Annotated in this window: 11 protein-coding genes; 7 read left to right on the forward strand and 4 right to left on the reverse strand. The window is 68.7% G+C overall.

The annotated features are described in order from the left end of the window. Positions 1-30: 30 nt before the first annotated feature. The 3 genes from mfd to ACVOK1_RS09805 all read right to left on the reverse strand — a co-directional run bounded on the left by mfd (position 31) and on the right by ACVOK1_RS09805 (position 5,217). The gene (gene mfd, locus ACVOK1_RS09795) at positions 31-3,495 is read right to left on the reverse strand and encodes a transcription-repair coupling factor (protein WP_481561906.1); all 3,465 of its coding nucleotides are present in this window, start codon (positions 3,493-3,495) and stop codon (positions 31-33) included. Between the two features lie 201 nt (positions 3,496-3,696). Further along, the gene (locus ACVOK1_RS09800; protein WP_108768252.1) at positions 3,697-4,242 is read right to left on the reverse strand and encodes a GNAT family N-acetyltransferase; all 546 of its coding nucleotides are present in this window, start codon (positions 4,240-4,242) and stop codon (positions 3,697-3,699) included. A 117-nt stretch (positions 4,243-4,359) separates the two neighbouring features. After that, positions 4,360-5,217, reverse strand: coding sequence for a 23S rRNA (adenine(2030)-N(6))-methyltransferase RlmJ (locus ACVOK1_RS09805; protein ID WP_150455189.1), 858 nt, complete (start codon positions 5,215-5,217; stop codon positions 4,360-4,362). A gap of 35 nt (positions 5,218-5,252) precedes the next feature. Between ACVOK1_RS09805 and creB the strand changes: the two genes are divergently transcribed. The 7 genes from creB to ACVOK1_RS09840 all read left to right on the forward strand — a co-directional run bounded on the left by creB (position 5,253) and on the right by ACVOK1_RS09840 (position 12,994). Continuing rightward, positions 5,253-5,981 carry a two-component system response regulator CreB gene (gene creB, locus ACVOK1_RS09810; RefSeq protein ID WP_481561907.1) on the forward strand — a complete coding sequence of 243 codons (729 nt, stop codon included), beginning with the start codon at positions 5,253-5,255 and terminating at the stop codon, positions 5,979-5,981. 3 nt (positions 5,982-5,984) lie between these two features. After that, on the forward strand, positions 5,985-7,445 hold the full coding sequence (gene creC / locus ACVOK1_RS09815; protein WP_481561908.1) for a two-component system sensor histidine kinase CreC: 1,461 nt from the start codon (positions 5,985-5,987) through the stop codon (positions 7,443-7,445). Positions 7,446-7,526: 81 nt separating this feature from the next. Next, positions 7,527-8,846, forward strand: coding sequence for a cell envelope integrity protein CreD (creD, locus tag ACVOK1_RS09820; protein WP_481561909.1), 1,320 nt, complete (start codon positions 7,527-7,529; stop codon positions 8,844-8,846). A gap of 10 nt (positions 8,847-8,856) precedes the next feature. Next, a complete protein-coding gene (locus ACVOK1_RS09825; protein ID WP_406232316.1) occupies positions 8,857-9,267 on the forward strand; it encodes a hypothetical protein in 411 nt (136 codons plus the stop codon). Positions 9,268-9,414: 147 nt separating this feature from the next. Then, positions 9,415-10,971, forward strand: coding sequence for a M20/M25/M40 family metallo-hydrolase (locus ACVOK1_RS09830; RefSeq protein WP_406236493.1), 1,557 nt, complete (start codon positions 9,415-9,417; stop codon positions 10,969-10,971). A gap of 93 nt (positions 10,972-11,064) precedes the next feature. After that, a complete protein-coding gene (gltX, locus tag ACVOK1_RS09835; RefSeq protein WP_108768259.1) occupies positions 11,065-12,468 on the forward strand; it encodes a glutamate--tRNA ligase in 1,404 nt (467 codons plus the stop codon). A 34-nt stretch (positions 12,469-12,502) separates the two neighbouring features. Beyond that, on the forward strand, positions 12,503-12,994 hold the full coding sequence (locus ACVOK1_RS09840; protein WP_079221204.1) for a Fur family transcriptional regulator: 492 nt from the start codon (positions 12,503-12,505) through the stop codon (positions 12,992-12,994). A gap of 86 nt (positions 12,995-13,080) precedes the next feature. Here ACVOK1_RS09840 and ACVOK1_RS09845 read toward each other — a convergent pair whose 3' ends face one another. Continuing rightward, positions 13,081-13,746 carry a hypothetical protein gene (locus ACVOK1_RS09845; protein ID WP_481561910.1) on the reverse strand — a complete coding sequence of 222 codons (666 nt, stop codon included), beginning with the start codon at positions 13,744-13,746 and terminating at the stop codon, positions 13,081-13,083. Between the last annotated feature and the right edge of the window lie 233 nt (positions 13,747-13,979).

Raw genomic sequence — 13,979 nt, forward strand, 5'->3', positions numbered from 1 at the left:
GTGATGCATAGGGTAACGCGTGCGCCGGGGTCAGCGCAGCGCCAGGGTCAGCAGCAGCGCACGGGCCGCGTTGAAGCGGTCCTCCGGCAACGGCAGCGGGTGCTTGATGCGCAGCTTGTCCGGCCCTTCCATGGCGTACAGGTTCGGCTGCTTCTGGATCAGCTGGATCACCGCCATCGGGTCGATGTTCGGCTTGGATTCGAACACGATGCGGCCGCCGTTCTCGCCCAGGTCCAGCTTGCGGATGCCCAGGGTGTTGGCCTGCAGCTTCAGTTCGGCAATGGCGAACAGGTGCTTGGCCGCATCCGGCAACAGGCCGAAGCGGTCGATCATCTCCACCTGCAGCTCGCGCAGTGCCTCGCTGTCACGCGCGCTGGAAATGCGCTTGTACAGGGTCAGGCGGGTGTGCACGTCCGGCAGGTAACTTTCCGGGATCAGCGCCGGCACATGCAGCTCGACCTCGGCACCGCGCACTTCCTCGCCGGCATCCAGGTCGGGCAGCTTGCCCTGCTTGATGCTGCGCACCGCGCGTTCCAGCAGCTCGGTGTACAGGCTGAAGCCCACTTCGGCCATCTGTCCGCTCTGGTCCTCGCCCAGCAGTTCGCCGGCGCCGCGGATTTCCAGATCGTGCGTGGCCAGGGTGAAGCCGGCGCCGAGTTCGTCCATCGAGGCGATCGCTTCCAGGCGCTTCTCCGCATCCGGGGTGATCGAGCGGCGGTCCGGCGCCACCAGGTAGGCATACGCACGGTGGTGCGAGCGACCCACGCGGCCGCGCAGCTGGTGCAGCTGGGCGAGGCCGAAGCGGTCGGCGCGGTTGATGATGATGGTGTTGGCGTTGGGGATGTCGATGCCCGATTCGATGATCGTGGTCGACAGCAGCACGTTGAAGCGCTGCTTCTGGAAATCCAGCATCACCTTTTCCAGCTCGCGCTCGGGCATCTGCCCGTGGGCGATGCCGATGCGCGCTTCGGGCACCAGCTCGGACAGCTCGCGCTGCATGCGGCCGATGCTTTCCACGTCGTTGTGCAGGAAGTACAGCTGGCCACCACGCGCCAGCTCGCGCTGGAAGGCTTCGCGCAGCAGCGCGTCGTCCCACTGGGTGATGAAGGTCTGCACCGCCAGCCGGTTCGGCGGCGGGGTCGCGATGATCGACAGGTCGCGCAGGCCGGCCATGGCCATGTTCAAGGTACGCGGGATAGGCGTGGCGGTCAGGGTCAGCAGGTGCACGTTGGCGCGCAGCGCCTTCAGTGCCTCCTTCTGGCGCACGCCGAAACGCTGCTCCTCGTCGACGATGACCATGCCCAGGTCCTTGAACTTCACGTCCGGCTGCAGCAGGCGATGGGTACCGACGATGACGTCGATGGTGCCGGCGGCGACCTTCTCCAGTTCGGCCTTGATTTCCTTGGTGCTCTTGAAGCGCGACAGCACTTCCACCTTCAGCGGGTAATCGGCGAAGCGGTCGCGGAAATTGCGGTAGTGCTGCTCGGCCAGCAGCGTGGTCGGCACCAGCACGGCCACCTGTTTGCCGGCGCTGGCCGCGGCAAATGCCGCGCGCACGGCCACTTCGGTCTTGCCGAAGCCGACGTCGCCGCAGACCACGCGGTCCATCGGCTGGCTGCTGGCCAGGTCGCGCAGGGTCGCGTCGATGGCGGCCAGCTGGTCGGGGGTTTCCTCGAACGGGAAGCCCGCCGCGAACGGTTCGTACATCGCGCGGTCCACCTGCAGCGCCAGACCGGCACGCGCCTGGCGGCGGGCCTGGATCTCCAGCAGCTCGGCGGCCACGTCGCGCACCTTCTCGGCCGCCTTGCGCTTGGCCTTGGTCCATTGCTCGCCACCCAGCGAATGCAGCGGCGCGGTTTCCGCCGATGCACCCGAATAGCGGCTGATCAGGTGCAGCTGGGCCACCGGCACGTACAGGCGGTCGCCCTTGGCGTATTCGATTTCCAGGAACTCGCCGGGCATGCCGCCGACGTCCATCGCGATCAGGCCACGGTAGCGGCCGACGCCATGGTCTTCGTGCACGATCGGCGCGCCCTCGGTCAGCTCGCCGAGGTCGCGGATGATGGCTTCCGGCTCGCGGCCGGCACGGCGCGTGCGGCGGGTGCTGCTGGCGCGCTCGGGGAACAGCTGGCGCTCGGTGAGCACCGCGATGCGCGGCTCATCCAGCGCGAAGCCGTCTTCCAGCGGCGCCACGGTGATGGCGAAGCGCGCATCGTCGGCGAGGAAGCTGGGCAGATCGGCTACCACCGGCGGCTTCAGCTCGGCGGCCTGCAGCACTTCCAGCAGGGCTTCGCGTCGGCCCGGTGAATCGGCGGCGATCAGCACCCGGCCCGGGTAGTGACCGAGGAATGACTTCAGTGCATCGCCGGCGGGCGCGTCGCGCGCGGCCACCGGCAGTGGCGGCAGTGGCTGGTCACCCAGCGCATGCGCATCGGCAATGCGTGCGTGCTCGGGCGCCCAGACTTCGATGCGCGCGGCATCGTTCAAGCGTTCGCGCAGCAGTTCCGGCGACAGGTACAGCGCTGACGGCGGCAACAGCGGCCGTTCCACATCGTGGCGGCGCTGTTCGTAACGGTCAGCGGTCTGCGCCCAGAAGGCGACGGCCGCTTCATCCGCACCGGTGCACACCACCGGCAGGCTGCCGGCGGGCAGGTAGTCGAACAGGGTGGCGGTTCGGTCGAAGAACAGCGGCAGGTAGTACTCGATGCCGGCCGGGGCCAGCCCGGATTTCAGATCCTGGTACAGCGAGCTGCGCCGGGTATCGACATCGAAGCGCTCGCGCAGCGTGCCCAGCACGCGGGCGATGCTGGCATCGTCCATCGGCACTTCGCGGCCGGGCAGCATGTGCACCGACTCGACCTTGTCCAGCGAGCGCTGGCTTTCCGGGTCGAAGGCGCGGATCGAATCGATGTCCTCGTCCAGCAGTTCCACCCGCAGCGGCTCATCGGCGCCCATCGGGAACACGTCGAGCAGGCCACCGCGCACGGCGAAATCGCCGGGGTCCATCACCTGCGGCACGTTGCGGTAGCCGGCGCTTTCCAGGCGGCGCTTCTCGGCTTCCAGGTCCAGGCGCTGGCCGACCTTCAGGTCGAAGCTGCCACCGATGACGTAGCTGCGCGGGGCCAGCTGCTGCAGCACCGTCTGCACCGGCACCACCACCAGGCCACGCTTGAGCGTGGGCAGGCGGTGCAGGGCGGCCAGGCGCTGCGAAATGATGTCCGGGTGCGGGCTGAAGCGGTCGTAGGGCAGCGTTTCCCAATCGGGGAACGCCACCACCGGCAGGTCCGGATCGGTGCCGATCAGGGTCTGCAGGTCGGCTTCGAGCTGGTTGGCGCCGTGGTTGTCACGGGCGATCACCAGCAGCGGCGCGTCGTGCGCGCGCGCGGCCTGGACCAGGTACCAGGCCAGGGCGGTCGGCGAGGCGGGGGCGCGCCACCAGGCGCGGAGCTGGCCGGCGCGAGGCAACGGCGGGGCGGGGTATGAGGTACGCGACATGGACCGCCGATCTTAGCAGAAGGGTTTGTCGCGACCGTGTGCGCAACGCGGTTGGTAGCGCCGGGGCCTGGCCCGGGGCTGGCCGCCCCCCCCAGCGCCCGCCCGGGGGTGGCCGGGGGGTCAAGGGGTGTGGTGGGGGGGGGCTAGGGCCGGGGGTGCCCGCCCCCGCGGGGGGCGGGGGGGCGTGGGCCCGGCGCTACATCAGTTGTCCAGTTCCAGCACCATGCGCACCAGGCCATCGGCGCCATTGGGGTGCGGTACCGGCTTGAAGCCCAGCGAGGCGGCCAGCTGCTTCATCGGCTCGTTCTCGGCGGCCACGTCGCCATACAGGCGGTCCAGGTACTTGCCGCGGCCCCATTTCACCAGCTTGCGCATCAGCTGGCGGCCCAGGCCCTGGCCGATCAGGAAGCGGCTGATCAGGATCGCGTACTCGGCTTCACGGGTACCAGGGATGATCGAGGCACGCGCGACCGCGCCAACCACCGCCTCACCGGCAGGCAGCGATTCGGCGGCCACCAGGGTGATTTCGGTCTTGGGGTTGGGGTGGGTCAGGCGCTGGGTGGTGTCCGCCGAAAGCTCGGTCACCGACTGCAGGAAACGGTCACGGATTTCTTCCGGCCCGAAGAGGCTGAAGGCGGCCTGCAGCGGCGCGCCGTCTTCCGGGCGGATGGGGCGGATCAGCAGCTCGTGGCCGCTGGGAGCCTTGAAGATCTCATGCCAGGGCGGCATGCGGTTGCGAGTGGCCATACCGGGTGATTCCTTGGTGGTCCATCGATTGTGGCATCACCGGGGCTGCATTCCGTGAACGAAAGGCTCACGGGCGTACAGCCTCGTGAAGACGGCAGATCGTCGCCTGATCGTGGCCTATTCGGGGGCCTTGAGCCAATCCAGGCGGGTGGTGGCACCCGGCTCGCCCAGGTGCTGGCGCAGCGCCGGCAGGGCCGGGCCGACCACCCGGTCGAACTGCCAGGGGGCATTGAGCAGCAGCATGCCGCTGCCGTTGAGGCGCAGCGGGGAATCGTCCGGACGCACCAGGAACTCGATGGTCATGGCCGATTTCACCGGCAGGGCGGCGGCCTTGCGCAGGAAATGCAGGATGGTGCGGCGCTGCTTGATCGGGAACCAGACCGCGCAGGTGGCCTGCGGCCAGCGCGCCAGGGTCTCGGCCAGGGCGGCCAGGATGGCCTGGTATTCGGCATCCTGTGCCTCGTACGGCGGGTCGATCAGCACCAGGCCACGGCCGATCTTGCTGCCGTTGACCTTCGGCGGCAGCTGCGAACGCAGCAGCGCGTAGCCATCGCCCTGGTGCACGCCGACGCGGTTGTCGTGGGCAAACAGCGCCTTCAGCTGGGCCGCTTCATCGTCCTGCAGCTCGCAGACCGCCATCCGGTCCTGCGCGCGCATGGCCTGGGCACTCAGCAGCGGCGAGCCCGGGTAGGTGATCATCGCGCCCACCGGGTTGTCGGCCTGCACGGCCTTCAGGTAGCGCTCGATGACCTCCGGCAGCTTGGGCTGGGCCATCAGGCGCATGATGCCGTCTTCGGCCTCCAGGGTCTTGCGGCCCTCTTCGCTGGCCAGCAGGTAACGGCCGGCACCGCCATGGGTGTCGAGCACGAAGAACGGGCTGTCCTTGCGCTTGAAGCTGTCGATCAGGGCCAGCTGCACGATGTGCTTGAGGACATCGGCATGGTTGCCGGCATGGAAGGCGTGGCGATAGTTCATGGGCGGCAGTGTACGGGGCGGCGGCCGCAGCGGCTATGCTGCGCGCCATGACAGCCCCCGTTGCCCAGGTCCTGGTAGTCGAGGACGAAGCCGCCATCGCCGAAACCGTGCTGTATGCCCTGCGCAGCGAAGGCTACGCGGCCAGCCACTGCCTGCTCGGCGGGCAGGCCCTGCAGCGCCTGCAGGAGGGCGATGTGGACGTGGTGGTGCTGGACGTGGGCCTGCCCGACCTCAGCGGTTTCGAGGTCTGCCGCCGGCTGCGCGCGATGCCGGGGCCGCAGGCGCAGGTGCCGGTGATCTTCCTGACCGCCCGCAACGATGAGCTGGACCGCGTGCTGGGCCTGGAACTGGGCGCCGACGATTACATGGCCAAGCCCTTCTCGCCGCGCGAGCTGGTGGCCCGGGTACGCGCCCGGCTGCGCCGGGTGACGCCGGCCGCCCCGGTCGTGGCGGCGGTCGAGCCCGGCTGGCGCGAGCATGGTGCCTTCTCCATCGACCGCGAGGGCCGTCGCATCCGCTACCAAAGCCACACCCTGGACCTGACCCGCTATGAGTACGCCCTGCTGGAGGCGCTGCTGCAGCGCCCCGGCGCCATCCTCAGCCGCGCCCAGCTGATGGACCGCGGCTGGGACAGCAGCGCCGACAGCGCCGACCGCACCGTCGATACCCACGTCAAGACGCTGCGCGCCAAGCTGCGTGCGGCCGGTGCCAGCGACGACCCGATCCGCACCCATCGTGGCCTGGGCTACGCGCTGGAGACCTGAGCGATGCGCCTGGTACTGAAGCTGTTCCTGGGCTTCTTCCTGATCACCGGCATCGCCGCGTTCTTCGTCATGCGGGTGTTCGTCAACGAGGTGAAGCCGGGCGTGCGCCAGGCGATGGAATCGACCCTGGTCGATGCGGCCAACGTGCTGGCCGAAATGGCCGCCGCCGACGTCAAGGCCGGCACGATCAGTAGTGGCAGCTTCACCCGCAACCTGGCCAAGGCGCGGCAGCGCGACCTGAAGGCGATGGTCTGGCGCTTCCCCAAGCGTTCGCTGGATTACCGGGTGACGATCACCGATGCGCGCGGCATCGTCATCTACGATTCGCTGGGCCGCGACGTCGGCCGCGACAACTCGCGCTGGAACGATGTCTACCGCACGCTGCGTGGCGAGTACGGCGCGCGCTCCAGCCCGGAAGTGCCCGGTGGCGAGGGCGACACGGTGATGCACGTGGCCGCGCCGGTCTACGACCCCGCCGATGGCCACACCCTCATCGGCGTGCTCAGCCTGGCCCAGCCCAACCGCAGCATCGATCCGTTCATTGCCGCCAGCCAGCGCGCCATCATGGAGCGCGGGGCGTGGCTGATCGGCCTGTCCGCGCTGGTCGGCGTGCTGGTGACGATGTGGCTGACCACCGGCCTCGGCCAGCTCAGCCGCTACGCACGCGCGGTCACCGCTGGCGAGCCGGTGCCACCGCCACGGCGCCGCCGCGATGAGATCGGCGATCTCGGCCAAGCGCTGGAAACCATGCGCCGCAAGCTGGAAGGCAAGGCCTACGTCGAGCAGTACGTACAGTCGTTGACCCATGAGATGAAGAGCCCGCTGGCCGCCATCCGCGGTGCCGCCGAACTGCTGCAGGAACCGATGCCCGATGCCGACCGTGCGCATTTCGCGCGCAGCATCGTCGACCAGCAGGAGCGGTTGACCGAGACCATCGACAAGCTGCTGGCGCTGGCCGAAGTGGAACAGCATGGCTGGCTGCAGACCCGCGACCCGATCGCGCCGGCCACGCTGCTGGACGATGCCGCTGCCGCCGCACAGGTGCGTGCACAGGCGGCCGGTGTCGTGGTGCGGATCGACGCGGTGCCTGACCTGCGCGTGCACGGCGATGCCTATCTGCTGCGGCAGGCGCTGCAGAACCTGATCGACAACGCGGTGGCGTTCTCGACGCCCGGCGGCGAGGTCGAGCTGGAGGCGGTGGCCGATGGCCAGGGCGTGCGCCTGCAGGTGGCCGACCGTGGCGCCGGTGTGCCCGAATACGCGCGTGACCGGGTGTTCGAGCGCTTCTATTCGCTGGCCCGTCCCGGCAGTGGCCGGCGCAGTTCCGGCCTGGGCCTGCCGTTCGTGCAGGAAGTGGCGCGCCTGCACGATGGCCGCGCCAGCCTCGAGCCGCGGCCCGGCGGCGGCACGGTCGCGAGCCTGTGGCTGCCGCTGGGTGGACCGGCGCAGCGCGCCCGTCGCTGACTTCACATTCGCTTCAAATTCGCCACAAACCCCGCTCACCGCCGCCGTCCATCCTGCAGTCCTCTGCAACGAGGACGGACGATGAAATCCCTGAAGATGCTGTTGCGGTTCGCCATTGTCGGCGGACTGATCCTGCTGCTGCTGATCCCGCTGACGATGATCCGCGGCGTCATCAACGAGCGCAGTGCATACCGCGACGAGGCCTTCGCGCGGGTGGCCGACAGCCGCGCCGGTGCGCAGCGCCTGGTCGGCCCGGTACGGGTGGTGCCGTGGGTGGAACGCCAGCAGGTCGAGGTGGTCGACGCCAAGGGCAACAAGAAGACCGAGGAGCAGGTGACCGAAGGCCACTGGCTGCAGATGCCGGCCTCGCTGGACGTGGGCGGCGAGATGCTGCCGAGCCAGCGCGAGGTCGGCCTGTTCAAGGTGCCGGTGTACAGCTGGAACGGCCAGTTGAAGGCGACCTTCGCGGCCGACGATTACCCGGTGAAGCCGGGCCGCAGCTATGGCCGGCCGTACGTGGTGCTGGGCGTGTCCGATGCGCGTGGCCTGGTCGGCACGCCGGACCTGCGCGTGGATGGCAGACAGGTGCGGTTGCTGCCGGGTGTCGGGGCGGCCAGCGAGGTAGGCCGTGGCCTGCACGCGCCGGTGGCCGGCTTCGCCGAGAGCCACGGCGGCACCCTGGCCGGCAGCAGCATCGAGCTGGACCTGCGCCTGGACGGCAGTCGCGCGCTGTCGGTGGTGCCGGTGGGTGATGACACCCGGATCGCACTGCGCTCGCGCTGGCCGCACCCGTCCTTCAGCGGTGCGTTCCTGCCCAACGAACGCCGGGTCGATGCGCAGGGGTTCAACGCGCAGTGGGCGGTGTCTTCGCTGGCCTCGGATGCCCAGACGCAGCTGCGCCGTGACGGTGCGATGGATTCGCAGGCAGTGACGGTGTCGCTGGTGGATCCGGTCGACACCTACACCCAGGCCGACCGCGCCTCCAAGTACGGCATCCTGTTCGTGGTGCTGACCTTCGTCGGCTTCATCCTGTTCGAGCTGATCAAGTCGTTGCGCATCCACCCGCTGCAGTACCTGATGGTCGGCCTGGCGCTGGCGATCTTCTTCCTGCTGCTGATCAGCCTGTCCGAGCACATCACCTTCTGGAAGGCCTACCTGGTCTCGGCCGTGGCCTGCATCGGCCTGCAGGCGGTGTACCTGGCCCATGTGCTGGGCCACTGGAAGCGCGGCCTCGGCTTCGCTGCGCTGCTGACCCTGCTGTACGGCGCGCTGTATGGCCTGCTGGTCTCGGAAAACAACGCGCTGCTGATGGGATCGCTGCTGCTGTTCGTGATCCTGGCGCTGGCGATGTGGGTGACCCGCCGGGTCGACTGGTACGCGCTGGGCGCGGAACTGAAGTAAGGAGCACGCCATGGGCTGGCGCCAGGGATTGTGGCAACGGGCACGGCAGGGCGTTCCGGCGCTGCTGGAAGTGGATGCACTGCTGCAGGCACATGGCGTGCTGGCGGCCCTGCCGGGGGCACGGATCGCCCCCGGCCTGGTCCGCTTCCAGCTGGCCGCGGTGACCTGCGAGGGATTGCAGCGCAGGGGGCTGGACTGGCTGGTCGGCGCGCGGCAGGGACGCGGCGCGCTGGCCGGGCGGGTGCCGCGCTACCGGCCATGGAAGGCCGGCGCGGCGGCGCTGTCGGAGATCGGCATCGACGGCCTGCCGCCGGACTGGCCGGCGCATGCCGCGGTGTACGGCTGCAGCAGCGTGGACCAGCGTCATTGGCTGTTGCTGCTGCCGGAGCGCGCGCAGCTGTGGCTGGGGTGGCGTGGGTGAGCGCAGTGCTGCCCATGACCGATGGGACGGGGGCCGCCCACCGCCGCTGGCTAGACTCGATGGGTTGACGATCGAGCCGAAGGGCAGGGGTGTGGTGTGTTGAAGTGGAACGGGCTGAAGTGGGGCGTGCTGGCCACGGCGCTGGCGATGGGTGGCAACGCAATGGCGCAGCAGCGTGAACCGGTGGACCTGGACATGGTCAGCCGCATCCGCCAGGAGGCCTTCCACCGTTCGCAGGTGATGGACACCTTCAGCTACCTCACCGAACGCATCGGCCCGCGCCTGACCAATTCGCCGGCGATGGGCCGCGCCAATGCGTGGACCCGCAGCAAGTTCAGCGAATGGAAGCTGGACAACGTGCACGACGAAGCCTTCGATGATTTCGGCCGCGGCTGGGAATTCACCTCGGCCAGCGTGGAAATGCTGGGCGACCGCGTGCAGCCGCTGCACGCCCTGCCCAAGGCGTGGACGCCCGGCACCCGCGGCCCGGTCGAGGGCGAGCTGGTGCACGTGGAGATCAAGAAGCCCGAGGACATCGAGCAGTACCGCGGCAAGCTGCGCGGCAAGATCCTGCTGCTGGGCGAGGCGCGCGAGTACAAGCGCGGTACCGAGCCGGACTCGCACCGGCACGACGCCACCTCGCTGGAAGGCCTGCAGGAATTCACCCTGCCCAAGGACGTGGCCGCCGAACGGGCCAAGCGGGTGAAGGAATACAAGGAACGCCAGGAGCTGGCCGCCAAGGTCAACGCCTTCTTCGTCGAAGAGGGCGCGCTGGCATCGATCAGCATCAGCAGTTGGGACAACGGCATCATCCGCGTCGCCGGCGGCGGTTCGCGCAAGGCCGGCGAATCGGTGGGCATCCCGGAACTGGCGATGATCGCCGAGCACTTCAACCCGCTGGTGCGCGCGCTGGACGCCAAGCAGCCGGTACGCCTGCGCGTGGACGTGGCCGCGCGCTTCACCGACGAGGCCGACCAGCCCGGTTACAACACGCTGGCCGAGATCCGCGGCAGCAGCAAGCCCGACGAAGTGGTGATGATCGGCGCCCACCTGGATTCCTGGCACAGCGGCACCGGCGCGGCCGACAACGCCGCCGGCGTGGCGGTGATGATGGAGGCGATGCGCATCCTCAAGGCCACCGGCGCCAAGCCGAAGCGGACCATCCGCGTGGCGTTGTGGAGTGGCGAGGAGCAGGGCCTGATCGGCTCGCAGGCCTATGTGGCCAAGCACTTCGGCCGTTTCCCGGAACCCACCGACGCGGCCCAGAAGGCGCTGCCGGCCTCGCTGCGCGACCCGACCGGTGCCCTGCAGAAGACCCGCGATTACGGCAAGTTCCAGGTCTACTTCAACATGGACAACGGCTCCGGCCGCTTCCGGGGCATCTACGCCCAGGAAAACCTGGCGGCGATGCCGATCTTCGAAGCCTGGCTGGCCCCGTTCCAGGACGTGGGCGCCACTACCGTGGCCACCCGCAATACCGGCAGCACCGACCACATCAGCTTCGACCGCATCGGCCTGCCGGGCTTCCAGTTCATCCAGGACCGCCTGGACTACTTCACCAACGTCCACCACAGCCACCTGGACACCTGGGACCACGCCGAGCCGGACGACCTGAAGCAGGCCGCCGCCATCGTCGCCTCGTTTGCCTACAACGCGGCGATGCGCGAGCAGTCGTTCCCGCGCAAGGCTGAACCGCAGCCCTGAAAAACCGGGCAGGAGGGGCGGGATGTGTCCGCCCCCCCTTGCCTTTCCGGGGCTGGTGGTAAAATCGGGGGATTCCCGTTCCCCGAGCCCTCCATGATCTGCCGCACCCGCTTCGCCCCCAGCCCCACCGGTTACCTGCACATCGGCGGTGCCCGCACCGCGCTGTACTGCTGGCTGGAGGCCCGCCACCGCGGCGGCGAATTCGTGCTGCGCATCGAGGACACCGACCGTGAACGCAGCACCCAGGGCGCGATCGACGCGATCCTGGAGGCGATGGACTGGCTGGGCCTGGACTACGACGTCGGCCCGATCTACCAGACCGACCGCGTCGCCCGTTACCTGGAAGTGGCCGAGCAGCTGGTGGCCGACGGCAAGGCGTACTACGCCTACGAGACCCGCGAAGAGCTGGACGCGATGCGCGAGGCCGCCATGGCCAAGCAGGAAAAGCCGCGCTACAACGGCGCCGCGCGTGAACTGGGCCTGCCGCGCAAGGACGACCCGAACCGCGTCATCCGCTTCAAGAACCCCCTCGACGGCACCGTGGTGTTCGACGACCTGATCAAGGGCCGCATCGAGATCGCCAACAGCGAGCTGGATGACATGGTCATCTTCCGCCCGGACGGCTACCCCACCTACAACTTCGCGGTGGTGGTGGACGACTGGGACATGGGCATCAGCGAGGTCATCCGCGGCGACGACCACATCAACAACACCCCGCGCCAGATCAACCTGTACGAAGGCATCGGCGCCCCGGTGCCGAAGTTCGGCCACATGCCGATGATCCTCGACGAGCAGGGTGCCAAGCTGTCCAAGCGCACCGGCGCGGCCGACGTGATGCAGTACAAGGACGCAGGCTACCTGCCCGATGCGCTGCTGAGCTACCTGGCCCGCCTGGGCTGGTCGCACGGTGACCAGGAGCTGTTCAGCCGCCAGGAACTGATCGAGCTGTTCGACGTGACCAACTGCAACTCCAAGGCCTCGCGCCTGGACATGGCCAAGCTGGGCTGGGTCAACCAGCACTTCCTGAAGACCGAGGAGCCGGCCAGCATCGTGCCGCACCTGGTCTACCAGCTGGAAAAGCTGGGCCTGGACGTGGCCGCCGGCCCGGCGCCGGTGGACGTGGTGATCGCCCTGCGCGAGCGCGTGCAGACCCTGAAGGAAATGGCCGAGAAGGCCGTGGTCTGGTACCAGCCGCTGACCGAGTACGACGACGCGGCCGTGGCCAAGCACTTCAAGGCCGGCGCCGAGCTGCCGCTGGGCAAGGCCCGCGAACTGCTGGCGGCCCTGCCGGAATGGACCGCTGAAGCCGTCGGCGTGGCCCTGCACGACGCTGCCGCCGCCCTGGAAATGGGCATGGGCAAGGTCGCCCAGCCGCTGCGCGTGGCCATCACCGGTACCCAGGTCAGTCCTGACATTTCCCATACCGTGTACCTGGCCGGCCGCGAGCAGGCCTTGAAACGCATCGATGTGGCCATCACCAAGGTAGCAACGGCCTGAGCCCTGCCGCCCAGACCTGAACCGGAGAACGCGCATGCCCGCCAAACCAGCCTCTGCCTGTACCGCCCCGCACCACCACGTCCACGACGCATCGGATTTCGTGGCGGTGGTCGAGCGTGTCTCGCGTGAGCGCGGGCTGCGCCTGACCCCGATCCGCGCCAACGTGCTCAAGCTGATCGCCGAGGCCGGCAAGCCGGTCAAGGCCTACGAGCTGCTGGAGTGGGTGCGCAACGGCAAGGGTGTGGGCGCTGATGCCCCGCCCACCGTCTACCGCGCGCTCGACTTCTTGATGGCGAACGGCTTCGTGCACAAGCTGGAATCGGTGAATGCCTTCGTGGCCTGCCACCACCCCAGCAGCGCGGCGCATTCGGTGCCGTTCCTGATCTGCAACAGCTGCCACAGCGCGGTGGAGCTGGAAGACCGCGAGATCGTCACCCAGCTGGAAAAGCGCGCCAAGGAACTGGGTTTCCAGCCGCAGGCGCAGACCCTGGAAGTGCACGGCCTCTGCGCGCGCTGCGCCGGCTGACGCTACGGGATTCTGCTGGGGTCAGAGCCCTTTTGCCAAGGCAAAAGGGCTCTGACCCCGTATGAGGTCCGGGCTCTGACCCCATCTCACAAACGCTGCCGCAGCCGCTTCAAGGCCACCTTGCGCGCAGCAACCAACTCTTCCTCCTCCAGCGCCAGCGACTGCAGCCACGCCATCGCTTCCGCCACCGATGCACCACGTGCGGCATACAGCGCCAGGCTGCGGCCCTGCGGCGTCGGCGCCTGTTCCCACGCGCGCTGGACCAGGCGCAGCAGCGACTGCTGCGTTGCCACCGGCACCACAACGCCCTTGTCGAACGACAGCAGCGAATTCAACGCAGCCAGCGCCCGCGACGGCGCCGACATCGGATCGCTCTGGCTGAAATCCGCCTGCGCGCAGAACCCCAGCAGCGCCATCACCGACGCCTCGCTGCGCACGTCCTCCAGCACACCGATCGCATAGGTCGCCCGCCGCGGATCATCCAGCAGCGGCTGCAGCCCCGCCACGCCACCGTGCCCGAATGCCGCACACACCTGCGCCCACGGCGCCATCGGCGCGAGGTGGGTGCCATCGGCGTTGTACTGGAACTCCTCGCGCCAGCCGTACAGCGCACACAGGCGTTCGATCTCGGTAGCGCCCTCTCTGCCGTGTTCCAGCACGAAGCGGATCAGATCCTCCACTTCCACGTTGCCGCCATGTTCCAGCGGCGCGGGGCCCTTGGCCGCTTTTTTGGCCAGTGCGTTGAATTTCATGATGAGTGATCGTTCCTGATCAAAAGCAGTCGAGCAAGGCTCGACTCTACAAATAAAGCGGAGCCACAGGCCCCCGCTCTTGATTTCATTCCTTTGATTCACGTGGCTGACGCGCACGGAGAATGTCCGTGGCCGGGTGGGTGGGGCAGGCGGGACCGCAGGCGCCATGGATGGCGCCTACGAGCCCCCATGGACGGGTTTACGGCGTGTCCCGCCATCCGCGGCGCCCCCCC

The sequence above is a fragment of the Stenotrophomonas sp. STEN087 genome (genome assembly GCF_056759115.1).

Bases quoted from the DNA above. Each gene is read 5' to 3' on its own strand.
- mfd (WP_481561906.1), bottom strand. From the start codon at position 3,495: ATGTCGCGTACCTCATACCCCGCCCCGCCGTTGCCTCGCGCCGGCCAG.
- ACVOK1_RS09800 (WP_108768252.1), bottom strand. From the start codon at position 4,242: ATGGCCACTCGCAACCGCATGCCGCCCTGGCATGAGATCTTCAAGGCT.
- ACVOK1_RS09805 (WP_150455189.1), bottom strand. From the start codon at position 5,217: ATGAACTATCGCCACGCCTTCCATGCCGGCAACCATGCCGATGTCCTC.
- creB (WP_481561907.1), top strand. From the start codon at position 5,253: ATGCTGCGCGCCATGACAGCCCCCGTTGCCCAGGTCCTGGTAGTCGAG.
- creC (WP_481561908.1), top strand. From the start codon at position 5,985: ATGCGCCTGGTACTGAAGCTGTTCCTGGGCTTCTTCCTGATCACCGGC.
- creD (WP_481561909.1), top strand. From the start codon at position 7,527: ATGAAATCCCTGAAGATGCTGTTGCGGTTCGCCATTGTCGGCGGACTG.
- ACVOK1_RS09825 (WP_406232316.1), top strand. From the start codon at position 8,857: ATGGGCTGGCGCCAGGGATTGTGGCAACGGGCACGGCAGGGCGTTCCG.
- ACVOK1_RS09830 (WP_406236493.1), top strand. From the start codon at position 9,415: ATGGGTGGCAACGCAATGGCGCAGCAGCGTGAACCGGTGGACCTGGAC.
- gltX (WP_108768259.1), top strand. From the start codon at position 11,065: ATGATCTGCCGCACCCGCTTCGCCCCCAGCCCCACCGGTTACCTGCAC.
- ACVOK1_RS09840 (WP_079221204.1), top strand. From the start codon at position 12,503: ATGCCCGCCAAACCAGCCTCTGCCTGTACCGCCCCGCACCACCACGTC.
- ACVOK1_RS09845 (WP_481561910.1), bottom strand. From the start codon at position 13,746: ATGAAATTCAACGCACTGGCCAAAAAAGCGGCCAAGGGCCCCGCGCCG.